This is a genomic window from Paralcaligenes sp. KSB-10, from assembly GCF_021266465.1.
Taxonomy (GTDB): domain Bacteria; phylum Pseudomonadota; class Gammaproteobacteria; order Burkholderiales; family Burkholderiaceae_B.
This window is the reverse complement of sequence record NZ_CP089848.1, coordinates 2844405-2867345: the sequence shown is the minus strand read 5'-3', so window position 1 is coordinate 2867345 and position 22941 is coordinate 2844405. Positions and strand designations below refer to the sequence as shown.

Sequence of the window (22941 nt, the reverse complement as noted above, 5' to 3'; positions counted from 1 at the left end):
GCGATAGAGGCGCGCAGGGGTGCGCAAGCTTTATTCCTGCCATTGAGGGCGGCGTTTTTCAATGAAGGCCAGCGGGCCTTCGCGTGCATCGGCGCTGGCATAGACTGGCCGGTGAAGTTCCTTGGCATGCTCGAATCCGGCATCGCAGCCCAGGCTTAGCGCGTCATTGAGGCTGCGCTTGGCGGCCAGCACCGACAAGGGGGCGTTGTCGCGGATCAGCCTGGCCAGCTCGATGGCGCGCGCCAGCACTGCGGCACTGTCGGGCTCGAGATAATTGAGAAAACCAATCTCGTGAAGCCGCTCGGTCGGCTGCATGGCCCCGGTCAGGACCATTTCCATGAGTATGGCTTGCGGCATCTGCCACAGCATTGGCACTGCCCAGGGAGAGCCGCGGCCCACTCTGGCCTCGGCTATGCCGGCGTGGCTGCCCGCCTTGCCGACACGCAGGTCGCAATTAGCGGCCAGCACCATGCCGCCAGCCGTGAAGTGTCCATTGAGCGCGGCAATCAGGGGCTTGGCCACGTTGCGCATGCGCTCGAAAAAAGGGTCGCGCAGGGCCTGGAGAATATCGGTTCCATGTTCTCGCTGCACTCGCGCCGCATCTTTCAAGTCCATGCCGGCACAGAATACGCCGCATTCGGACGCAGTAATCACGGCAGCCTTAACAGTCTTGTCTTGGTCGATCTCACCCCATAGGTCGTATAGCCTTTCCGATGCCGCGATGGATAAGGCGTTTCGTTGGGCGGGGCGATTCAAGGTGATCAGTGCAGTCCCATCACGGACTTCGTAGAGTATGTCGTTCATATCGTTCCCTGGGCACGCAGTTTCGCGGCTTCTTCGGCACCAATGTCCAGCAGGTCGGCGAGCACTTCGCCGGTATGCTCACCCAGCATGGGAGGAGCAAGCGAATATTCGATGGGTGTCTGCGAAAAACGCATTGGGCTGGCGATCGACGGCACATGGCCGGCGCGGGCATGCGGCAGGTCAAGGCGCATGCCGCGCGACCGCACCTGCGGATCGGCGAAAACCTTGTCTATGCTGTTGATGGGGCCGCAGGGCACGTTATTGTGTTCGAGCGCTTCTATCCAGTCATCGCTGTGACGGCTGCGCATGACTTCGGCCAATATCGGCAGCAGGATATCGCGATGGGCGTTGCGGTCCGCGATGGTGCGAAAGCGCAGGTCCCGCGCAATATCGGCCCGATCGGCAACGGCGCAGAATCGTAGGAATTGTTCGTCGTTGCCCACGGCAAGAATGATATGCCCGTCCCGGGTAGCGAAGACTTGGTAAGGCGTGATATTGGGGTGACCGTTGCCCGAGCGTTTGGGCACGGTTCCCCCAATCAGCCAATTCATGCCCTGGTTATGCAGCACGGCCACTTGCGAGTCGAAAAGGGATATATCAAGGTGCTGGCCTTGTCCGCTTTGATGGCGGCTATGCAGGGCCGCCAGGATCGCGCTGGTGGCATACAGGCCTGTGACGATATCGGCCAGGGCGACACCGGCCTTTTGGGGGCCGCCGCCTGGCTGATCGTCGCGTTCGCCTGTGATGCTCATCAGGCCGCCCATGCCCTGAATAAGGAAATCGTAGCCTGGCCGATTGCGATACGGGCCGGTCTGGCCGAAGCCGGTAATTGAACAATAGATCAGGCGAGGATTGATGGCGCTCAGTTTGGCATAGTCGAGCCCGTATTTGGCCAGCCCCCCGACCTTGTAGTTTTCCACGACGATGTCGGATATTTCTGCCAGCCTGTGCAGCAGCGCCTGACCCTCCGTCTGGGTGAAATCGACGGTAATCGAGCGCTTGCCGCGATTGCATCCCGCGAAGTAAGCGGCGTCGATCGGCTTGCCGCTTTCGCGGTCAAGGATCCATGGCGGTCCGAACTTGCGGGTATCGTCGCCCTCGCCGGGGCGCTCCACCTTGATTACGTCGGCACCCAGATCGGCCAGTGTCTGTGTCGACCACGGGCCGGCCAGGATGCGGCTGAGGTCCAGTACCCTCACTCCAGAAAGGGGTCCCGTCATGGTGTGGTACTCCCTAGATCCGCATGGATTTGGCAATGATGGCGCGCTGTATCTGCGAGGTGCCGCCGCCGATCGTGGATTGCATGCCTTCGCGGAAATAGCGCTCCATATCGGATTCGGGCAGCATGCCGTGGCCGCCATAGATCTGCATGCCGCAGCGCGTGACTTCCTGCAGCGTTTCCGATGCAAAAAGCTTGGCCATGCTGACTTCCCGTGAGTAATTTTCGCCGCGGACCGCCATGTCGGCGGCGCGATATACCAGCAGCCGCGCGGCATCGACCTTGGTTTGCATATCGGCCAGCATGTGGCGGATTACCTGAAAGTCGAAGATCTGTTTCTCGAATTGGATACGTTCATGGGCATAGCGCAGCGCGTCGTCGACGGCTTGCTGGGCGTTGCCCACATAGCCCGCTGAAACGGCAATCCGCTCCAGTTCAAGGTGATCGGTGATGATGGGCCAACCCTGGCCCGGCGTGCCCAGCATCTGCGATCGTTCCGCCTTGACGTCGTCGACAAAGATTTCTGTGGTGCCCGTGGCCCGGCGCGCCATGGTTGGCAAGCGTCGGATATCGAGTCCGGGAGTGTCGTTGGGAACCAGGAATACCGACAAGCCTTCGCGTTTCTTGGCCGCGGGGTCGCTGCGCACCAGCATGGCAATTACCACATTCTTGGCGGCGGCGCCGCTGCACCATAGCTTTTGGCCTCGCAGTATATAGTTTTCTCCGTCGGCTATGGCTCGGGTGCGCGTGCTGGCCGCGTCGGATCCGGCTTGCGGCTCGGAAATCGATATCGAAAAGCGAATTTCGCCGCGCATGAAAGGCTCGAGGTATTTTTCCTTTTGCTCGTCCGTGCCGAATTTGACGATATTCATGGCGGTGAAGGTCGACACCATGAAAGCCGTGGCGAAATCGAACCCATATTTGGACAAGCCTTCGCACAGCAATGCATAGTCGAAGATGGTACCTCCCATGCCGCCGTGGTCTTCAGGTATCAGCAGGCGCAGCCAATCCTGCTTGACGATAGCCTCGTAGCCCTTATAAGGATATTCACGGTTGATGTCGCAGTTACGGATGTATTCCCGGCCTATCTCGCGCTCCATCAGCCGATCGACTTGGTCTTTCCACAGTGTTTGTTCGTGGTTCAGAAAATTCATGAGGCTTCCCTTGCTTTCGTATTGGCGCTGTAGGCATATGCAACTGGTTCGGGCACCGCTGCCAGGCGGTCGCGCCGTACCAGCAGGCTGAATTCACAGCTCAGAATAATTTCGCGGCGCTGGTTGGTTGCCTGAAGCAGCACCGTGGCTACGCCGTGTTGTTCACCCTTATCGCGCAGGGCAATGATTTCGGATTGGGCGTAAATCGTATCGTTGATGAACGTAGGCTTGACGAAGCGCATATTGTCCACGCCGTAGAAGGCTTCGATCAGTTCCGGATCGAAGCCGATCAAGGCGTTGGCAATGACAAACACCAGGCCGCCCTGCACCAGCCGTTCGCCATAGAGCGTATTCTTGGCGAACTCCACATTGCTGTGCAATTCAAGCCAGTTTCCCGTCAGCATGCAGAAATTGACCACATCCGATTCAGTGATGGTGCGGCCGCGCGACGCGCGTTTCTGGCCGAGTTGCAAGTCGCCGTAAGGGGCGTCGATCATGAGAGGTCTCCAGAGTTCGGTCGCAGCGCCTGAACTGGCGTTGAGTCGGAAGCGATGCGCCGCGAGTTGTTGCGCTGGACAAGAATGAAGCCGATCAGCAGCACTGTGGCGCTGGCGTCATAGACTAGCCCGGGTATGAAATACAGAAAACCGATAAGAGCTATAAGCAATCGAGCGGGCATCGAAAGCGAATGCCACAGGTAGCCGATCGAGGCGCTTGCCAGGCAGAACATGGCGACCGCCGTGATGAGGGTCGCGTAAGCGATATCGAGCAAGGATCCAGCCATCAGCAGCCCCGGCCTATACACCATCATGAAAGGGAGGAAGTACACCCCTCCGGCTATCAACAGGGCATAGCGCGCGACACGCCAAAAGGACTCTCCGGCGATCGCGGCCGCGGCGAAGACGCTGGCGCAAACAGGCGGGGTAATAGCCGACAGAATGGCGAAATAGAAAATGAACAAGTGCGCGGTAAGCGGAGGCAGCCCAAGCTTGGTCAGCAAAGGAGCGGCTACCGAGGCGGTCAGCACATACGAAGCGGTGGTGGGCACGTCCATCCCCAAAAGCATGCATAGGACCGCGCTTATCACCAGGGCAATCAGCAATCGGTCACCGGCAATTGCCAGCAATTCGCCGGAAACTTTGGTGCCCAGCCCGGTGGCGCCTATGATGGCCGTCAGAATTCCCGCGCATCCAAGCAGTACCGAAATCATGATCAGGCCTTTGCCGCCGTCGACCGCGCCTATCGCCACGTCGCGTATCATGCTGGTCAACGCTCGTGGCAAGCCGCCGGCGCCCTCGCGCAAGGCCGTGGCGATCAATCGGCAGAACAATGCCAGGACAATCAACGTCAGTGTCGCCATCGCACCCGCGAACGTCGCTGTGTAATTGGTAGCCAACAGATAAATCATCGCGAATATGGCGCCGGCCAGGGGCGTTGCCTTTTCCCATGAAATCACGGCGCGTGGAATGGGCGTGGCCGAAAGCCGGTTCTTGCGCGCGAATAGATCGACGCTGACAAAGATCAGCGAGAAGTAGAGAATCGCCGGCAGGATCGCCGCCTTGGCGACTTCTATATAGGGAATGTTCAGTAATTGAGCCATCAAGAAGGCGCCTGCGCCCATGATTGGCGGCATGATCTGGCCGCCCGCCGAAGCGCTGGCCTCCACGCCCGCGGCAAAGGCTTTCGGGTAGCCGGCGCGCCGCATGGTCGGGATGGTCACCGATCCAACAGCCATCACATTTGCCACGGCCGAGCCCGACACGGTTCCGAACAGGCCGGAGGTTACAACGGCGACTTTGGCGGCCCCGCCGTGGCCACGGCCGGCCACGCGATTGGCAAGTTGCACGAATACTTCGCCGGCCCCTGTGGCCATCAGCAATGCGCCCAAGATCACGTAGATGGCTATGACGCTGGTACCGATATCAGCCATGAATCCGAACATGCCGCCCGTCGACGCATACAACATGCCCAGGGCGGTTTCAGCGGAGACCCGGGGCGGCTGCCATAGGCCGCTCAGGATCGCATTGCCCCACAGGAAATAGATCAGTCCCAGTACAGTCATGATGGGCAATGCCCATCCCAGTAGGCGCTGGGTGGCCATAATGAGAATGACAATAGCGACGCTGGCCATCAGGAGATCGACGCTGGTAAGGTCGTTCATCACATCCATGAAGCGCTCATGGCCTATCATGACATGCAGCGTGGTCGCCAGGCTCAAGAGGGCCAGCAACCACAGAAGACCCTTGAGCGGCGATAGCCGCTGGATGCGCAAAGCCAGGGACCACCAGGCCAGGGTCATTGCGCCGCCAATGAATATGCCGCGTTGGATCAGGGGGTTATATGAGCCCGCGAACGACGTGTAGATGTGAAACAGCGTGAATGCGGCGCAGCATAGGGCGAACGCGATCGATTCAGCGTTTCGCGGGGTCGGTTCACGGGCGGATTCGATCATTTGAGCGACTCCCAGAACCTTTTGGCGCCCGGGTGCAGCTTGATGCCTACCTTTTCAGCGGCCAGAGCCTGCGCTTTGAAGTCGAAGTCTTTCAGATGGGGCCAGGCCTGTATCAGCATGGCGCGATTGTCATAAATCGATTTGGCAATCGCATAGGCGGTGTCGTCGTCCATCAGGGCGGTCCGTGTCGCATATACGATCAGCACCGACGGTGTATTGACGGGCGGCTGGCCCTCCATCACATTGACGATTTTTGTGAACCCGACTCCTTTGATGTGACTGCTTATTTTTTCCTGTTGCGCTGCGGTAAACGATAGTAGCCGCATCGGGGTCGTGACGATGAGTTCGCGTAATGTAGCGTCCACGCCATGGCCTGGGCCATATTTGGAATAGCCGACCAATTGGCGGTTCTGGACTCCCTCCACCGCATCTTTTACAGTGCCGGGCACCAGGTTCGGCTCAATGCCCAGCGTGGTGAATACCTGGCGGGTCAACTGCTCGGCGCCGCTGCCGCGAATGCCGGGGTTGAACTTCTTGCCTTGCAATTGCCCCAGGTCTGTGACTTTGGAATCTTGCGTCACGGCCACATTCAGCGTCGACACGTCATAGGCATAAAGGGCCACCAGATCGGGTACGGCTTTGCCTTTGAAGACGCCAGTGCCATTGATCGCCTCGATTGCCGCATCGGTGGCCACCAGGCCCAGGTCGAGTTCGCCCTTGGTCAGCCGCCGGATGTTGTCCACGCTGGCGCCGGTTTCGATGTGCGACACATGCGCGCCTGGGATGCCGGCGGTTATGGCCTTTGCCATGGCATCCGAGACAACGAAATGGCTGGATGTGATATTGGTCGATCCCAGTGTCAGACTGGTTTTTGGGGCCGCGTAGGCAAGGCTGCCCAGTACGAGCGTTGCCATACCGAAAATGAGCGAAAAATTATGGGGAGGTTTGGACAGGGATTTCATTTCTTACTCCGGAGAATGCGGTGGGCACAGGGCCAGAGCAGTTGCAGTGCGTTGCGATAGACAACGGCTCAGGATGCATGAAATGTTTCGTCTAAAAAACCGACTATTCGGTCGGTTAAAAAATTATAAATGCTTTTTTCCTGTCGTCAAGTGTGGAAAACACTTGTCAAGATTTTATGAAAGATATCGATTTTCATAGGTAAAACAAAGGATAAGCCTTCATATTGCTCATAAAAATTATTTCTAGGCTTGCATCTGCCGCAGGCTTTGTGGCAGAATTTAAACCGACCAATTAGTCGGTTTATTTATAGGCAGACAAAAATGAAAGGCTCAACAACCATACGGCTGGGCTGCGGTGGCGGATTCTGGGGCGATGCATACGATCCGGCCGCGGAGCTGGTGGCATCGGCCAATCTTGATTTCCTGTGTTTCGATTTTTTGGCCGAGCTGACCATGGCCATTCTGCATAGGCAGAAATCGCGTGCGCCGGAATTGGGCTATGTAAGTGATGTAGTGCCCTTTATGAGCAATCTTGCCACACAGGCGCGCGAGCAGGGCACATGCCTGGTTTCAAATGGCGGCGGAGCCAATCCCGCGGCCGCCGGCCGCGCCATTGCAGATGCGCTGGCGCAGCGCGGGCTGCGCGGCACCCGCATTGGCGTGGTGTCGGGCGACGATCTGATGGATCGCCTCGACGAGTTGATCGCGGATGGCGTGCCGTTCGTTAATTCAGCGACCGGCGCTGCCGATCTGTCGACGATACGTTCGCGTATTCTCTGCGCCAATGTGTATGCCGGTTCCGAAGGCATCATCGATGCGCTTGCCGCCGACGCCGATATCGTTGTAACGGGCCGGGTTGCCGATTCCGCCCTGTTCGTGGGGCCGATCCTGCAGCGTCTCGGCAAGGGTTACGACGATCCTGATCTGGTTGCCGCGGCCATCGTGGCTGGCCATATAGCCGAGTGCGCCGCAGGCTGCACCGGCGGCATGTCGTCGCGTTTCGATGAAATGCCGCATATGGGCCGCGCCGGCTTTCCCATTATCGAATTCGCAGCCGACGGAAGCGCTATTTTCACCAAGCTCGCGGGTACCGGAGGGCGTGTCGATCAGTTCACTGTAAAAGAGCATCTGGTCTATGAAATCGGCGATCCCCGGCGCTATGCCGTGCCCGACGGTGTGGCGGACATGACTTCGCCGCGCGTCGCGGAGCTGGGCGCCGATCGCGTCAAGGTCAGTGGCAGCAGGGGGACGGGGCGGCCATCCCAATACAAATTGCTGATTGGCTATTCGGATGGCTGGATCGGCGAAGGCCTGATGATGTTCCCATGGCCCCGCGCCCTGGACCGCGCCCGCAAGGCTGAAACAACCCTGCGCGAACGTTTCGAGCGGATGGGGCTGGTGGCCGATGCCATCGAGTTCTCATACATAGGCGTCAATACCTTGCATGGCCCGGCCGCACCCTGGCCCCAGGACGACAACAGCAATGAAATCGGCCTGCGTGTCGCGGTACGGACGCGGACTCGCGATGAAGCCGAAAAAGTACGCCGCGCCTGCTCGCATCTCTGGATCATGGGGCCTGGCGGGACGTCTTTCGGCGCGCCTTTCAAACCGCGCCCGGCCATCAGCTTATGGCCGACGCTGATAGACCGGGAACTGGTGTCCCACCATATGGAGATCATCGAATCATGAGCCGTCTGCTCGAAGAAATCGCCTATGTGCGTGCCGGGGACAAGGGTGATAACGTGTCGATCGGTGTACTTGCGAAGCGTCCCGAGTTCTACGAAACCGTACTTGCCACGGTGACTCCAGAGCGTTTGCGCGATTTGTTCGGCAATTGGCTGAAAGGACAGGCGCATGTTTATCCCATGCCGAATATCGACGGCTGCCTGGTACTGCTCGAGCAAGGCCTGGGAGGCGGGGCCACCTGCACCTTGCGTTTCGACCAGACCGCCAAGTCGCTGGGTTATGCCGTTTTGCGGCTGGCGGTGCAAGAGCCGCTGCCGGAATAAATCGATATGTATGATGAGCCGGATGCGGCGGCCGGCGATACTTTCTATCCGGCCAGTTTTATTTTGGTCAAGGATGCCAGCGGCTTTCCTTCAGCCCTGACAGGTTGGCTCCTCGTTTTCCCCCTAGCGTGATGGACAATTGATTGGCTTTGCTGACAAGCGTTTCCACAAACGCTTCGAGCTTCTTTTTTGTCAGTCGGCTGGTGGGGCCGGAGATGCTGATGGCGCCGAGCAGTTGCCAGTTCACCCCATATACGGGAGCTGAAACGCTGGCTACATCGGCATCCCGTTCTCCTATGGAAATGTAGTAGCCCTTGCGTCTGATGCCGTCGAATTCGTGCCCCGGGGTGCCGGTAAAGGCAAGAATCACTTTGCCAGGCGAGCCTTTCTCCAGGGGCAGGACTTGCCCTACCCGAATATGGAAACGGATTGCTTGCGGCCCTTCCACCCGATACAAACAGGTTCGGGTATTGCCTTCGCGCACAAAGAAAGTCGAGCTCTCGCCGGATAGCTTCGACAGTTCCTGCAGCACGGGTTCGACCGATGCCGTGACATCGAAAGAGGCCTGGTATCGGGCGCCCAGCCAACCCGCCGCGGGCCCCAGGCGCCATGCGCCATCGTCCCTGTAGACCAGATACTGGTGGGTGGCCAGTGTTCGCGCTATGCGCAGCACGGTGGTTTTGTGTAATCCGCTGCGCCGGCTCAGTTCGGCCAGCGACAGGTATTCGTCTTGAACGCCGAATGACTCGAGCAGGCTGATGGCCCTGGTGACGGCAATGACACCTGTTGCATCCGGCTTGTCGTCAGGCGTGGATTTCAAGGCAGGCTGCGTTTTGTTGAACACACTTGATTTCATCAGGAGAAACTCAGTTGTATTGTGTGAAATTTGATTTTATAGTCAATAACGAAAAAATAGAAGGGCAGTCGTGTTGCCACGTTCGCGTCACAAAAATCGTGTATCCCCAAGGAGTGAAAAGTGAAGAAAATGCTTTATGGCATGGTGTTGTCGATACTGAGCGTGGCTGCGGCCACACAGGCCAGAGCGGAGGAGTACCCGGCTCAGCCGGTAAAGATTGTTGTCGGATTCAGCGCCGGCGGCCCCAGCGATGTGGTGAATCGCGCTTTTGCGAATTTCGCGGGCACCCGGACCGGCAAGAATTTCATCGTTGAAAACAAGCCCGGCGCCAACTCGACGATTGCCACTCAATACGTTAGTCAGGCCAAGCCCGACGGCTATACCTTGTTGGGGGCGGCGACCAACCATACGATGATTCCGGCTTTGTATGGGAACCGGATAAAGTTCGATGTCGAGAAATCCTTCATACCGATTTGCACGTTTGCCAAAAGCCCAACTGTGCTGGTGGTGGGGCCGTCGTTTCCCGTTACCGGCCTGAATGATTTTCTGGCAAAGGTAAGAAAGAGTCCCGGGAAATTCTCGGCCGCGTCGGCGGGTGTCGGGAGTTCCGGGCATTTTGCGACGGCTTTGTTCGAAAAGATAGCGGGCGTTCATTTCAATCATATTCCCTACAACGGAGCCGCTCCCGCCATCAATGCCTTGATGGGCGGGCAAGTGGACATGTCGTTCGCAACACTGGCTTCCGTGCTTTCACAGGTCGGTTCCGGAAGAATGAAAATACTGGCGGTTGCCTCCAGCCGGCGCCTGCAGTCCCTGCCTGACGTCCCTACGTTTGAAGAGGAAGGAATAAAAGGCTATTCCGCTGATGCCTGGTACGGTTTGTTGGCCCCAGCGGGGACACCCCAAAACGCCATTGCGGTTTTGACGGACTATGTCAAGGCGTTTCAGGCGGACCCCGCTGCCCGGAAGAGCCTGAAATCCCTTGGTCTCGAATCCGACGCAACGTGCGGGTCCGCTTTCGCCGCCGAAATAAAAAACGAAGTCGCGACCTATACCGAGTTGGCAAAGAGTCTGGGGCTTAAAAACTGAGATCGCCGTCACGCGCCGGATGGCCTAAGCATGCGCTGACGGCCCTCCGGGCTTGGAGTTTCCTGGAATTTTCACGCGTATTCAGGACAGGTCCAGATCATAAATGCGTATGGCGGTTTCATGGAACAAGTCGGAAACTTCATCCTGTGAGCACGCCAGGCTCAATTTCTTGAATGCATTCCATAGCACGTGGTACGAGAACATTCCTTTATCGACAGGGAAGTTGCTTTCGTACATGCATCGTTTTGTGCCGAACATGTCTATCAGTGTTTCGACATAGGGGCGCCACTCGGCGGCAAGCAGATCGGATGACGGGGGAGTAGCCAGTTTGTAATAGTGGTGTCCCATGACCATCAGGCCGAAGCCGCCCAGCTTGACGGACGTATTGGGCAGGCTGGCGAGCCTGCGCATGTCGTTTTGCCACGCCTGGAAGACTTCCTTTTTGCAATCGGTGTATGGGCCCACACCCAAAGGGCCGCCCAGGTGATTGATGACAATGGGGATATTAGGGTGGTTTTTTGCTAAGTCATGCAGCAGCGGAAGTTGTGTGTGATAAGCCCAGACATCGAGTGTGAGCCCATATTTTCCAAGGCAGCCCACCCCTTCTGAAAAGCGGGGATCGATCAGGAGATTTTTAGGCGGCAGTATGGGATTGCTGCGCACGGCTTCGTGCTCATGCCAGGCGGTGGAGTTGCGTATACCCTTCAACCGTGTGCCGCCCGCGGCAATCAGGCGCTCGAGGACCGGTTGTATGCCATGGCCCAACGTCAGGTCGGCACAGCCTATGATGCCGGCGCATCCCCGCTGTTTTCCATAGAGCCCACTTGCAAACCGGGCGGCTATGCCATTGGCGAATTCGACTTCGCCCACCGGCTTGTAATGGTCGTCCCCGGCTTGCTTGTACATGCTGCGGCACTGGACAAATAGAGTGCCGACAATATTGTGTCCGGAAGTGATGTCTTCGCGCAGTTCGTCAAACAGGTATTTGGCTCCCGGCCTGTCCCAAAGATGATGATGCGGGTCGACGATGGGAAGATCCGGCCAGAGTATGTCTTCGCGGCGTTTATCGAGCCAGTCGGTTCTGATCTGCGCATGCGGCGAAGTTGGGGTGTTTGGTTTTTTTTGCATGGATAAAAGCCGGGCTTGCGGCCCGGCTCCTTGCTTGTCCGCGAAAGTTCAACGATGAAGAATCATTGCGCTACGATACCCGCGTTCTTCACCACTTTGCCCCATTTTTCGGATTCCGAATTCATATACTGTTTGAAATCATCAGGGGTTGAGGCGATGATGTCCGCGCCCAGCGAGTCGAATTTCGCCTTGACGTCGGGCTCTTTGAGCACTTCTTTGATATTTTTTTGAAGTATGTCGACGATTTCCTTGGGGGTCCCCTTGGGTACGAACATGCCATTCCATTCATAGACTTTATAGCCATCGAGGCCGGATTCGGCCACGGTAGGCACATTGGGCAGCAATGGGTTGCGCTTGGGCGATGTGATGGTCAATGCTTTCAGTTGCCCGCTTTTTACCATTGCAAGAGAGGATGCGATATTGGTGAACATCATGTTTACCTGTCCGGCGACGGTGGCCATGATTGCCGGTCCGCCGCTTTTGAACGGAACATGCAGCATCTTGAGGCCAAAGCCCTGATTGAAAAGCTCTCCGGCCATGTATTGCACCGTGCCCGTGCCGCCCGAGGTAAAGGTCAGCCGGCCCGGTTCGGCTTTGGCGGCCTTGACGACATCGGCAACGGTATTGAACTTGGAGCTCTTTGGAACCACCAGGATATTGGGGGTGACCGATACCAGGGTCAGAGGCACCAGATCCGTTTCCGGATTGAAGCTCAGCTTGTGCAGAAAAGGATTGATCGACAGAGGCGTCGCGTCGTAAAGCACGGTGTAGCCATCGCCTTTGGCGCGGGCCACGTAGGCTTCGCCTATCATGCCGCTGGCCCCCGACTTGTTTTCGACCACAATGCTTTGGTTCAGTTTCTTGCCGAGGTTCAGTGCGATGACTCGCGCCAAGGCATCCGCCGTCCCGCCCGGTGCGTAGGGCACGACGATGCTGATGGCCCTGTCCGGGTATGCGGCGGATGCCAGCGAGGGCAGCATTGCTGCGGAAAGAAGGGTACCGATTAATAACTTCTTCACAAACATATCTCCTGTGTTTTGAGTTCTGGGGCGAGCCGCCGCCATTTTTTGACAGCGAAGCTGCCTTGCTTGAGGGTGTTGCTTAATTGTTGAGATGGATCTTGGCAGCGGCAATGAGTTTTCCCCATTGCTCGAAATCGTTGCGTTGCCGATTGCCTAAATCTTCCGGTGTGCCGCCTGCCAGCGTTATTTTCAACTTGTCGGCAAGGTCGATCATTTTTGGAGTTTTCAATATGTCATTGATGGCGTGATTGAGACGCATGACAATGTTTTCAGGAGTCCCGGCAGGCACATAAATACCTTGCCATTGCTCAATCACAAAATCGGAAACTCCGGCTTCTTTCATGGTGGGTACGTCTTTCAGATTGCCCAGTCTTTCCGACGAAGTGACGGCAAGAGCCCGCAACCTGCCTGCCTGAATCTGAGGGAATGCGGCGGCTATGGGAGCAAACATGAATGTCACTTGCCCGCCCATGACATCCTGTATGGCCGGTGTGTCTCCTTTATAAGGAATGTGAATTGCACCGATTCCCGTTTTCAGTTTCAGCAATTCTCCCTGCATATGGAGAACCGTGCCTGCGCCGCCAGACGCGTACGACAGGGCCTTGGGATCGGCTTTGCCCGCCGCGATCAACTGGGCCAGGGTTTTATAGGGCGAATCGGCGTTAACGACTAGAACGTGCGGAATCGTGCCCACGAGGATGACAGGCTCAAATCCCTTGTCGGGGTCGTAAGGCAGCTTGTGCAAAAAATGAGGAACTATGGATTGAGGGCCGATGGAAGTGCCCAGCATCGTATATCCATCCGGTTTTGCTCGAGCTACGTATCCTGAACCGATAGTTCCGGTTGCGCCGGCTTTGTTTTCAACGACAACGTTGGTGCCCAGACTATCGACGAGCAGCTTTGCGATGTTTCTACCCAGAATATCGGTTGTTCCTCCGGGAGGATAGGGGACGACGTAGTTAATGGGCTCGCCTTTGGGCCATGTGCTCTCGGCCATGGCTGTCGTTGCGGAAATAAAGGCAAGGCCCGCGCAGGTTATTCTCGCGATGTTTTTGGCCAATGGAGTCATCGGATTTCCTTTGAAGAAATATAGTTAGAATTGGTATAGATTCGCAGGGTTATTAACCAGAATCTGTTCAAATACCTGATCATCGTTCACCCAGTCGGCCATCAGATCAAGCAGGTGTGCGTCGTCGGGAATCGGTTGCAAGCCGGCCGTTGCCGAGGCATGGGGCCAATCGCTACCCCAAACAAGCCGGTCCGGTCCGATTTGGGTATAAGTGCGAACGAGTTCTCTCATGTCTGAATAAGAGGGCGGGCCGCGATGGCTCAAAATATAAGCACCAGACAGCTTTACCCAGGCTTTGCGGGCAGCGATCAGGTCCAGGATGGCTTTATGGGCTTCGTTGTCGCTGAAGTGATCGGGATCGATTCGTCCCATATGGTCAAACACCAGGGGGACGCGGAGCGCTTGCAAACGTTGCTTGTGCCGGACAAGTTGCCGGGATGGCATCAGGATCTGGATATGCCATCCCAAATGTCCGATCTTTTCAGCCAGTAATTCCAGCATATCGATGGAGCTTGTCACACCCAGCGATAGGTTGAGGCGAACCCCTCGCACTCCTGCATTATGCAGGTCCTCCAGGTGGCTCATTGATATTGACGGATCCACTACCGCGATACCGCGCCCGCTATTGCCCAATATGGCCAGCCCATCGAGAATCGACTGATTGTTAGTACCGTAGGTAGATGGGGTAATAATGACTGCCCGATCCGTTCCAAGGCGATGCTGCAGTTTCCTGTAATCGTCTATTGACGCATCCGGAGGGTTCAGTTGTGCACCTGCTACGGCAGGATAATGGCGGCTGTAAAGATGCATATGACAGTCGCACGAGCCTCCCGGGATGGCAGTTCTCGGTAAAGAGGTCCCAGAGGTATAGGGAATGTCAGACGGCAAGTTTCAACCCCGGTTGCCGCATTGGTATGGTTAATATCGATCCGCTGACCGATTCGGTGCAATACAGCGTTTTTCGGTTGAGCCCGCCGAATGCGATATTGGTCAGTGATTTCCCCAGCGGGCTGCGCCAGACTTCAATGGGTTCGGCGAGTTCGTTCAAAACCCACACATACCCCAGACCTGGATTGGCGATGATCAGGTGGCCGTCCTGGTCGACCGCCAATCCATCGGGTCCGCTTGGCCCGTACGACGTGAAAAACTGGCCGACCTTGGCAACGCTGCCGTCCGCCATCAACGGCGCACGCCATATGCAATTTCCCCTGGTCACGGCGATGTACAGGACTTTCTCGTCCGGGCTGAGGGCGATGCCGTTGGGGCTGGGTATATTACTGATGAGCAGGTCGAGCTGGCCGTCGGGGCGAAGCCGATATACCCGGCCGCTTGGGTCGTGCATGCCCGATTGGCCCTGGTCGGTGAAGTACAGATTCTTTTTCGAGTCGAAGATCAGGTCGTTGACGCCCTTGAATCGCTCGGTATTGCGGCGGGGCAGATAGGGCACGACTTCCTTGGTGCGCAGGTCCAGTTTCATCAAGCCATTTTTATAGTCGGCGATGATCAGTTCGTTCTGGCCCAGGAATTTCATGCCGTTGGGCTCGCCGTCGTATTCGACGACCAGGCTCCATTCCTTGTCGGGCGATATTTTGAATATGCGCCCGAAGGGAATATCGGTCACGTATAAATTTCCGTCGGCGTCAAAGACCGGGCCTTCGAGGAATGAGTCGATGGGCACACCACCGCGATTGGCATGGGCCCATTCCGATGCGATTCCCGTTCGCCGGAAATGCCCGGGCATCGAGCTGTAGACCTCGGCGTCCTTTATTTCGATATTGGTTCGTAGAAACACGGTTATGTCCTTTGCTACGTCGTGCGCTGGTTCAGATGGCCGAGCAGGTTGCGTACGGCGGCCAGCCCCATATTCACGTAGGCGTCCCGGGTGACTCCGCCGATATGCGGGCTCAACAGGATATTTTCCGCACCTCGGAAAGGGTGGTCGGCCGGAGGAGGTTCCTGCTGAAAGCTGTCCAGACCCGCGGCGAAGACATGGCCGCTTTGTACCGCGTTCAGGAGCGCGCATTCATCGATCAGCCCGCCGCGAGCGGTGTTGACGATAATGACGCCGGGTTTGCACCGATCCAGCGTGCCCTGGTTCACCAGGTTCCTGTTGTCGTCGGTCAAGGGGCAATGCAGGGAAATGACATCGGAGTCGCGCCAGATTTCATCCAGGCCGGCTTCTTTTACAAAATCAGGAATTTTTTTTGCGTAAGGATCGTGGCTGATGACGTGCATGCCCATGGCATGGGCAATTTGCGCCACGCGGCCGCCGATGGCGCCCAAGCCGATCAGACCCAGGGTGCGTCCGGCCAGTTCCACGCTTTTGTGGCTGGCTTTGTCCCAGTGTCCGGCATGCATCCGCAGATTCATTCTGGCGATGGATTTTGCGCAGGCCAGTATCAGGGCAATGGCGTGTTCGGCCACAGCGGGTGCATTGACTCCTGTGGCGGCGCATACGGCAATGCCTTTGGCCTGCGCGGCCGATACGTCAATGGTGTCGATGCCGCTGCCATGCTTGGAAATCACTTTCAGGGATGGTGCGGCTTGAATGATCCTGGCGGTGATTTTCCCGTACCGGACTATGATGCCCGCGGGGTCATGCCGTTTCATCAGGGCCAGGATATCTTCTTCCTGAGGGGCCAATCCGGTAAAGACTACCTCGAAATCTTTCAGCAGATTCAGCGCTTCAGGGGCGAGATCGGCGGCGGTCACCAGAATGGCGCGTTTTGCCACGCTCATAGTGCTTCGCCTTCCTTTATCACGCCGGCCTGCACCAGGGTCTGCTGCAACCACGGCGCGCCCAGGTCGCCGCTCTTTATGGCGGCAATCCGCCTGGCTTCGGCATCGACTTTTTTCTGGGCCAGGACCAGGATCTCTTCCACGTTTTCACGGGGAACGACGACCACACCATCGGCATCGCCGACAATCAGGTCGCCAGGGTTGACTGTCGTTCCGGCCAGCGTCACGGGCCAGTTCACACGCCCGCCCAGGGCTTTGGTCGGCCCATTGGGATTGGTGCCAGCGGAAAATACCGGGAAGCTGCCCGCAACGATTTCTTCCGAGTCCCGGGTGGCCGCGTCCACTACGAAGCCGGCCAGGCCAGAGGCCTGTGCCTGGGTAACCATGATCGTGCCGCACAAGGCGGCCGAAAGATCGCCTTTCCCCTCTACGACGATGACATCGCCAGGCTGGGCCATTGCCAGGGCCGCATGAAACATCAAGTTGTCGCCGGGCCGGACTTCGACGGTGAATGCGGGTCCGGCCACTTTCATGGAAGGATGCAAAGGTTTTATTGCCCCCCCCAGTGTGCCGCGGCGCCCCCCTACATCGGCCAGGATGGCGGCCTGAAATTGGCTGGCTTTCTTGACGAGATCAGGGGCGACGCGTTCGATGTCTTTGCGGATGTAGGGTAGCGTTTTCATGGTTGGTGCTTCCGGGTTTCAGGGGGTGTTTGAATTAATGTGCAAGGGTGATATGTGCTTTCTTGATGACGTCGGCCCACATGTCGTAATCGGCACGCAGCCTGTTTGTAAAATCTTCCGAGGTTCCGCCCAGGGTCGTTGCGCCTTGCGCGCCCATGCGCTTGACGAAGTCGGGATCATTGACCGCTTTGTTTATGGCGGTGTTCAAGATGACGGTGATGTCTTTCGGGGTGTTGGCGGGAACGAGAATGCCGAACCAGGTCGTGGCGTTGAAGCCTTTGTAGCCGGACTCATCGATTGTCGGTACATCGGGGAGCACGCTGACCCGGCTTTTCGATGTCACGCCCAGGGCCTTGATCTGCCCGGCTTTTATCGAGCCCAGCAGGGTGGGGATTGAGGACATGTAGGCCTGGATCTGGTTGCCCATCAGTGCCGGCAATCCGTCCGATGCGCCTTTATAGGGCACGTTGGTGATCTTGATCTGGGTGGTGCGTTCGAACAGGACGGTGGTCAGCTGCGCAACCGTACCTATGCCCGGAAGCCCGAAATTCATGCTGTCGGGCGCGCCTTCGTTCACGGCTTTGACGAATTCGGGCACGGTGCTGTACTTGGCATTGCCGGGAGCCACCATGACGAGGGCGGAATCCGCCACCAGGCTGATCGGGATGAAGCTCTTGAAGGGGTCGTAGGGAAGGTTCGAGTGCAAGGTGGGATTGATGGCCAGGTTGCTGGTTTGCCCAAGCACCCATGTGTAACCATCCGGGTTTGCCTTGGCCGCGGCGGCAATGCCGATATCGCCGCCGGCGCCTGCTCGATTTTCCACGACGATGTTCCACTTGTTCTGCTGTGAGAGCGTCTTGGCCAGGTCGCGGGCGATCAAGTCAGTACCGCCTCCGGGAGGAAACGGAACGATCAGCTTGATGGCGTGATCGGGGTAGCTTTGAGTGGCCGCGGTTGCGGCCGTGGATGAAATCAAGGCGATGGCCAAGCCGTACGATAATTTAGCCAGCAGTTTCATGTCTTCTCCTGATTGAAGGTCTGGTTTTTGTAAGCACTAATGAAGGAAGCGGTTGTGCGCATAGTAGCGATATATTTCGTCTGTCGCATCATAGTTTCATCAGATGAAATTAAAACCGGGTGCTAAAACATGTGCCGGTACTTAAAATGGCGGGGGTGTCGGTGTTCTTGAGCGTTCCTTGGCGTTCTTAAGGCGCGGGGGTGGCGGCCCAGGCGGGGTGGAGCTCGCATCGTCCGGTCCTGGCTGCGCCAGGACTGCCCGCGGCCGGCGCCTGGATCGGGCGGTCGCGGAACTCGCGTCGTCCACAGCCCCCCGGGCTGTGGACACCCTTGACGCTCAAGCAGCCGCGCCCTTGCATCCCGATCCAGGCTGCGGCCGCGGCGGACTCAAGCTCGCCCACCCCGCCTGGGCCGCCACCCCCGCTTGCATTTAAATTTTTGGACGATCACGGGCCATAATGCCGGGCGTGCGCGGACACTTTGCTCGCGGGCTTGTGTGGATACCGTCTTGGAAGTCAAGAGGGGCCGGGGTAATCGGGCCGATAGGGGATTCGTGTGTTGAGCGCCTGGAAGCACCGATGGACGAGCTTGCGCATGGCGGCTTCCAGCAAGCGCCCGGCTTGCAAGGCCTAAATGCGGGATCCATTTACTTTATATTCAAGTTTGGCCGAGATGTTTGCTTGAATCCGTATTTTTTGCTGTCTTTCTTGCTGCCATCGCGTATCAGTTCGATAAACAAATTGGCCAGCAAGTCGGCGCTGGGGGTCAGTGTGCGATTTTTGATTTGAACCAGGCCCCAGTCTCCGAAGCGGTTTTGGGTCATGGGGATATTGAGTCTGACTACTTGCCCTGCCGCAATTTCCTGCTCCATCATCAAGTTGCTGCTGGCAAAAATAATATCCGAATCGGGCAGCATTTTCTTGATCAGCGCGATGTCGTCGCATTCGATATTGACCGCGAAGGTATCGTTATGGTCCAGGCCTATGCTGCGCTTCAATTCATGAAACACGACGGTGGGGAGGCTGACCGTGGCAAATGTGTACTTGAGAATCTCCTGGGGCTTGATCGGGCGATCCGGCTTGCCGGCTACCAGAGGGTGCTTGCGGTCACAGAAAAGCGCGACCGTAAGCCCGCCTATGGGAGTAATGGCCAGCATGGCGTCGTCGGCTATGTCGCGAATGTCCGCCATGAAGAAATCGAGCTGTCCTTCCCTGAGATCGGCCAGCAGGTTTTTCCAATAATCAATCCGTATACGCAGCGAGATCTTGGGATACCGTTTGTGGAACTCTCTGATTCCAGCGCCCAGGAAGGCCGTGGCGGGGAAGGGGCCCGCGCCGAGCGCCACGCCGCCCAGGGAGCCGGTTTTCAAATACTCAATGTTTTTGTTGAAGTTCTTGGCTTCGGACAGCAGGTTCTGGGCATGGTCGACCACGAATTGACCTGTGGGCGTGACCGACACGGCATTGGTCGTACGGTCGAAGATTTGTATATTGAGCTCCTCTTCCAGGGAAGCAATGCTTTTACTCAGGGCCGATTGGCTCAAATGCACGCGCTCGGCTGCTTTGCTGAAGCTGAGTGTCTCGGATAGGGCCACGACATGGCTGAGCTGTTTTAGATTCATTATGAATTGAATTCATAGAGATAAGCCGAATTATTCATTTTACACAGATGTTTTGGGCATGGCATAGTAGTTTCAATGCATCGGTTTTATCTCTGAATCGACTTGATCGATCGACGAGTAGCCGTCGTAAATAGACAGAATAATAGCCAGAGACAATTCGGAGACCCATTCGTGATTAGCCGCCTTGACCACTTGTCCAGGAGTGGATGGAATGCTGTGGCCCGCAATAATGTAAGCGGCGCCTGTTTGCAGCAGGATATGCACGCAAAATACCTGGTTGTCGGCGCCGGATATGCCGGCTTGGCCGCGGCGCGGCGACTGGCGGAGCTATTTCCCGATGAAACCATTGTTGTGCTGGATGCGACGCGCCCAGCGGAGAATGCGTCCGGCCGGAACTCGGGCTTCATGATCGACTTGCCCTACGCGAAAATAGATTCCCGGTCGTCTCCGGAACAGAGCCAGTGGCAAATCAATTTGTTGCGATCCGGCCAGCGATTATTAAGGGATTGGGTCGATGCGCACAATATAGAGTGCGGCTGGAGCAAGGCGGGGCACTACAAGGCGGCTACCAGCGATTTCGGCATTGGCCAGCTGAAAGCCGTGGAGGCTACCCTGGAAAAGAACCGGATTCCTTTTCGGCGCCTGGCCCCCCGGCAAATCCGAAGCGAGCTGGGGTCGTCGCATTATAAAAGGGCGATCTGGCTGCAGAACTGCACCTTGGTCCAGCCCGCCGAGTTGGTCAATGGGCTGATCGGATCACTGCCCAAAAATGTGACGGTTTTTTTCGATACGCCTGTAAGCGCCATATCGCGCGGCAGTCCTTATACCGTGACCGCCAATAATCATGAAATTAGCGCGGAATTCATTTTTCTGTGCGCCAATACGGGCCTGCCCTTCTTTGGTCACGCCAAATACCGGCAGCTCACCATGTATACGTACGCGGGATTATCCCGCGAATTGTCCGATGCGGAATCGGCCGCTTTCGGCGGTGCGGCCGAATGGGGAGTCACTCCCGTCGAGCGGCTTGAAGCGACCAGCCGGAAAATCGACGGCAGGCGTTTTATGTTGCGTGCGGGCTTTTCCTATAAGCATGAATTGCCGACCGATCAGGTCAAGAGGCATCTGTCCGGGATGTTGCTGGCGCGTTATCCCGATATGCCCGCGGACTTGTTTGAATACGTATGGGGCGGGGCGGTAAGCCTGACCAGGAATGGCGATCCGGTTTATGAGCGTTTCGGCGAAAAAATCCATGGTGTGTCGGGTTGCAATGCGTCCGGCATTTTAAAAATGACCATGCTCGGCACTTTATTGGTTGACGGTGTATTCGGACTGGATTCCGAATTGCTGGATCAGACCCGGCGATTCAGCCATCCAAACTTTATTCCCCCAGACCCGATAAGACGCATGGCCGTGAATATGAGCATCAGAAAAATCAGACAGCAAATGAATGGGAGCTAGTGAGGAAAATCATGATCGAATGTATTAAAACCAATATCGTCAACGCGCCGGATGTGCCTATCAGCAATGCCGTTTTAGCCAGTGGAACCATTTACACGGTTCAGGTTCCACGGGATCCCCAGACGCACCAGCCCAGCGGGCAAGGCGATATCGAGGTACAGGCAACACGGGTGTTCCAGCAATTGGCACATGTTCTGGAGTGCGCCGGGTCCGACTTGAATAATGTGGCGCAAATGACTATTTACCTGGTCAATAAAGACGACGCCAAGAAAATGAACGAGGTCTACAAAACATTTTTCAATATCGCGCCTTATCCGAACAGGGCGACGGTCGTCGTCAAGGAACTGATGGGGTCCAATTGCCTGATTGAAATAGTCGTGCACGCCGTTAAGAAATAAGCTGAAACTCCATGGAAAAAATAAGCATTATCGGCGCGGGGATAGTCGGCATGTGTACGGCGGTTGCCCTGCAGCAGCGCGGTGTCGCCGTTCGGATTATCGACGAGCGCGAACCCGGCACCGGTACTTCGTTCGGCAATGCCGGACTGGTCAGCGTCGACAGTTGTGTGCCTATCGCGCTGCCGGGAATGATAAAAAACGTGCCTCGCTGGCTGACCGACCCCATGGGGCCTTTAAGCGTAAGGCCGGCCTATCTGCCAAGTGCACTTCCCTGGCTGATTCGTTGGGTGAAATCGGGTGCCAGCGAAAAAAATGCATTCAGGCTTGGCCATGCCTTGCGGCAATTGCATCAAGAAGCCGTCGACCAATATCGCAAGCTGCTGGGGCCGGAGCATTTCGATGAAATCATCAAGCTTACCGGGCAGTTATACATTTGGGAAAACAGCGCAAAGAGCCGGACCGATTTGTTGTCCGAGAAAATACGCAAACAAAACGGCGTTGCCGTCCGCGAACTGGCGGGAGAGGAAATATTCGACATGGTTCCCGGACTGAACCGGGCGGTTACCCGGGCCGAGTTTTATGAGAAAAATGGCCACGTTGCCAACCCCTATCTGCTGGTCCAACGCTTGTTCCGCATTTTTTCCGAAAATGGCGGCGAGTTCATCAGGCAGAAGGTACATGGTGTTTCGCGCCAGGCCGACAGCAACACGTATCGCATTATTACCACCTGCGACGATTTCAGCGTCAAGCGCCTGCTGGTTTGTTCAGGCGCCTGGTCGAAAAAAATACTCAAAGGCCTGGGTGTGGGTATTCCGTTCGATACAGAGCGGGGTTATCACGTCTCCTTCGACCGCGGCGCCCTCGATTTAAAAATCCCGGTGCTGCATAAAGAGCGGGCCTTTGGCGTTACCCCCATGGTCGACAATATTCGTGTGGCGGGTTTTGTGGAAATAGCCGGGCTGGAAGGCTTGCCGGATATGAAGAAAGAAGAAGTCTTGATAGGCAATGTAAAGCGTCTATTCCCAAAAATTGATATTGGCATGAAAAAGAATTTTTGGCTGGGCTTTCGGCCATCGACGCCCGACAGCTTGCCCATCCTGAGCCAGTTGGATTCATTGCCCAATCTGTATTTTGGATTCGGCCATGGTCACACCGGCATCACCGGGGCCCCCATGTCCGCGGAAATCCTGGCGAACATGGTTATGGGGACTCCCAATACCATTGATGTAAAACCCTACGATATCAAGAGATTTTAGGAGAC

The 22941-nt window shown here is 56.7% G+C and carries 23 protein-coding genes; 6 read left to right on the top strand and 17 right to left on the bottom strand.

All coding sequences use genetic code 11. The annotated features are described in order from the left end of the window. Nucleotides 1–30 precede the first annotated feature (30 nt). The 6 genes from LSG25_RS13145 to LSG25_RS13120 are packed head-to-tail and all read right to left on the bottom strand — an operon-like array spanning nt 31 to nt 6591. The gene (locus tag LSG25_RS13145; protein WP_232741376.1) at nt 31–804 is read right to left on the bottom strand and encodes an enoyl-CoA hydratase/isomerase family protein; all 774 of its coding nucleotides are present in this window, start codon (nt 802–804) and stop codon (nt 31–33) included. Then, a complete protein-coding gene (locus LSG25_RS13140; protein WP_232741375.1) occupies nt 801–2024 on the bottom strand; it encodes a CaiB/BaiF CoA-transferase family protein in 1224 nt (407 codons plus the stop codon). Before LSG25_RS13140 ends, LSG25_RS13145 begins: the two co-directional genes overlap by 4 nt. A gap of 13 nt (nt 2025–2037) precedes the next feature. Then, complete coding sequence (locus tag LSG25_RS13135; RefSeq protein WP_232741374.1) at nt 2038–3177, bottom strand: acyl-CoA dehydrogenase family protein; 1140 nt, start codon at nt 3175–3177, stop codon at nt 2038–2040. Continuing rightward, nucleotides 3174–3674, bottom strand: coding sequence for a MaoC/PaaZ C-terminal domain-containing protein (locus LSG25_RS13130; protein WP_232741373.1), 501 nt, complete (start codon nt 3672–3674; stop codon nt 3174–3176). The genes LSG25_RS13135 and LSG25_RS13130 overlap by 4 nt, the downstream gene beginning before the upstream one ends. Further along, nucleotides 3671–5629 carry a TRAP transporter fused permease subunit gene (locus tag LSG25_RS13125; RefSeq protein WP_232741372.1) on the bottom strand — a complete coding sequence of 653 codons (1959 nt, stop codon included), beginning with the start codon at nt 5627–5629 and terminating at the stop codon, nt 3671–3673. Before LSG25_RS13125 ends, LSG25_RS13130 begins: the two co-directional genes overlap by 4 nt. Continuing rightward, nucleotides 5626–6591, bottom strand: a complete 966-nt coding sequence (locus tag LSG25_RS13120; protein ID WP_232741371.1) for a TAXI family TRAP transporter solute-binding subunit — start codon at nt 6589–6591, stop codon at nt 5626–5628. The genes LSG25_RS13125 and LSG25_RS13120 overlap by 4 nt, the downstream gene beginning before the upstream one ends. Before the next feature lie 321 nt (nt 6592–6912). Here LSG25_RS13120 and LSG25_RS13115 point away from each other — a divergent pair, with 321 nt between their 5' ends. Together LSG25_RS13115 and LSG25_RS13110 are read left to right on the top strand one after the other, a co-directional pair. Further along, entirely contained in the window at nt 6913–8280 is a 1368-nt protein-coding gene (locus LSG25_RS13115; RefSeq protein ID WP_232741370.1) for an acyclic terpene utilization AtuA family protein, read from the top strand. Continuing rightward, nucleotides 8277–8600, top strand: a complete 324-nt coding sequence (locus LSG25_RS13110; RefSeq protein WP_232741369.1) for a hypothetical protein — start codon at nt 8277–8279, stop codon at nt 8598–8600. The genes LSG25_RS13115 and LSG25_RS13110 overlap by 4 nt, the downstream gene beginning before the upstream one ends. Before the next feature lie 67 nt (nt 8601–8667). Here the strand turns inward: LSG25_RS13110 and LSG25_RS13105 are convergent, their stop codons facing one another. Further along, nucleotides 8668–9456, bottom strand: coding sequence for an IclR family transcriptional regulator (locus LSG25_RS13105; RefSeq protein ID WP_370635870.1), 789 nt, complete (start codon nt 9454–9456; stop codon nt 8668–8670). Nucleotides 9457–9585: 129 nt separating this feature from the next. Here LSG25_RS13105 and LSG25_RS13100 point away from each other — a divergent pair, with 129 nt between their 5' ends. After that, complete coding sequence (locus LSG25_RS13100) at nt 9586–10545, top strand: tripartite tricarboxylate transporter substrate binding protein (protein ID WP_232744684.1); 960 nt, start codon at nt 9586–9588, stop codon at nt 10543–10545. Between the two features lie 81 nt (nt 10546–10626). Here LSG25_RS13100 and LSG25_RS13095 read toward each other — a convergent pair whose 3' ends face one another. The 10 genes from LSG25_RS13095 to LSG25_RS13050 all read right to left on the bottom strand — a co-directional run bounded on the left by LSG25_RS13095 (nt 10627) and on the right by LSG25_RS13050 (nt 20088). Continuing rightward, nucleotides 10627–11673, bottom strand: coding sequence for an amidohydrolase (locus LSG25_RS13095; RefSeq protein WP_232741367.1), 1047 nt, complete (start codon nt 11671–11673; stop codon nt 10627–10629). A gap of 62 nt (nt 11674–11735) precedes the next feature. Beyond that, nucleotides 11736–12698 (bottom strand): tripartite tricarboxylate transporter substrate binding protein, encoded by a 963-nt coding sequence (locus tag LSG25_RS13090; protein WP_232741366.1) that lies wholly within the window; start codon nt 12696–12698, stop codon nt 11736–11738. Between the two features lie 76 nt (nt 12699–12774). After that, complete coding sequence (locus LSG25_RS13085) at nt 12775–13764, bottom strand: tripartite tricarboxylate transporter substrate binding protein (RefSeq protein WP_232741365.1); 990 nt, start codon at nt 13762–13764, stop codon at nt 12775–12777. Nucleotides 13765–13788: 24 nt separating this feature from the next. Continuing rightward, nucleotides 13789–14574 (bottom strand): amidohydrolase family protein, encoded by a 786-nt coding sequence (locus tag LSG25_RS13080; RefSeq protein ID WP_232741364.1) that lies wholly within the window; start codon nt 14572–14574, stop codon nt 13789–13791. 67 nt (nt 14575–14641) lie between these two features. Beyond that, nucleotides 14642–15556: an SMP-30/gluconolactonase/LRE family protein gene (locus LSG25_RS13075; protein WP_370635868.1), complete on the bottom strand. Its 915-nt coding sequence runs from the start codon at nt 15554–15556 to the stop codon at nt 14642–14644. A 14-nt stretch (nt 15557–15570) separates the two neighbouring features. Further along, entirely contained in the window at nt 15571–16503 is a 933-nt protein-coding gene (locus LSG25_RS13070) for a hydroxyacid dehydrogenase (RefSeq protein ID WP_232741363.1), read from the bottom strand. Continuing rightward, entirely contained in the window at nt 16500–17186 is a 687-nt protein-coding gene (locus LSG25_RS13065) for an RraA family protein (RefSeq protein WP_232741362.1), read from the bottom strand. Before LSG25_RS13065 ends, LSG25_RS13070 begins: the two co-directional genes overlap by 4 nt. A gap of 34 nt (nt 17187–17220) precedes the next feature. After that, complete coding sequence (locus LSG25_RS13060) at nt 17221–18204, bottom strand: tripartite tricarboxylate transporter substrate binding protein (RefSeq protein WP_232741361.1); 984 nt, start codon at nt 18202–18204, stop codon at nt 17221–17223. Between the two features lie 645 nt (nt 18205–18849). Continuing rightward, nucleotides 18850–19824 carry a LysR family transcriptional regulator gene (locus tag LSG25_RS13055; RefSeq protein ID WP_232741360.1) on the bottom strand — a complete coding sequence of 325 codons (975 nt, stop codon included), beginning with the start codon at nt 19822–19824 and terminating at the stop codon, nt 18850–18852. A 72-nt stretch (nt 19825–19896) separates the two neighbouring features. Beyond that, nucleotides 19897–20088 (bottom strand): hypothetical protein, encoded by a 192-nt coding sequence (locus LSG25_RS13050; protein WP_232741359.1) that lies wholly within the window; start codon nt 20086–20088, stop codon nt 19897–19899. On the opposite strand from LSG25_RS13050, the gene LSG25_RS13045 reads away from it, so the two are divergent. The 3 genes from LSG25_RS13045 to LSG25_RS13035 are packed head-to-tail and all read left to right on the top strand — an operon-like array spanning nt 20083 to nt 22936. Continuing rightward, complete coding sequence (locus LSG25_RS13045) at nt 20083–21282, top strand: FAD-binding oxidoreductase (protein ID WP_232741358.1); 1200 nt, start codon at nt 20083–20085, stop codon at nt 21280–21282. The two genes, LSG25_RS13050 and LSG25_RS13045, sit on opposite strands and share 6 nt — an antisense overlap. 11 nt (nt 21283–21293) lie before the next feature. Next, nucleotides 21294–21680 (top strand): RidA family protein, encoded by a 387-nt coding sequence (locus LSG25_RS13040; RefSeq protein WP_232741357.1) that lies wholly within the window; start codon nt 21294–21296, stop codon nt 21678–21680. 11 nt (nt 21681–21691) lie between these two features. Beyond that, nucleotides 21692–22936 (top strand): FAD-binding oxidoreductase, encoded by a 1245-nt coding sequence (locus LSG25_RS13035; RefSeq protein ID WP_232741356.1) that lies wholly within the window; start codon nt 21692–21694, stop codon nt 22934–22936. Nucleotides 22937–22941 lie beyond the last annotated feature (5 nt).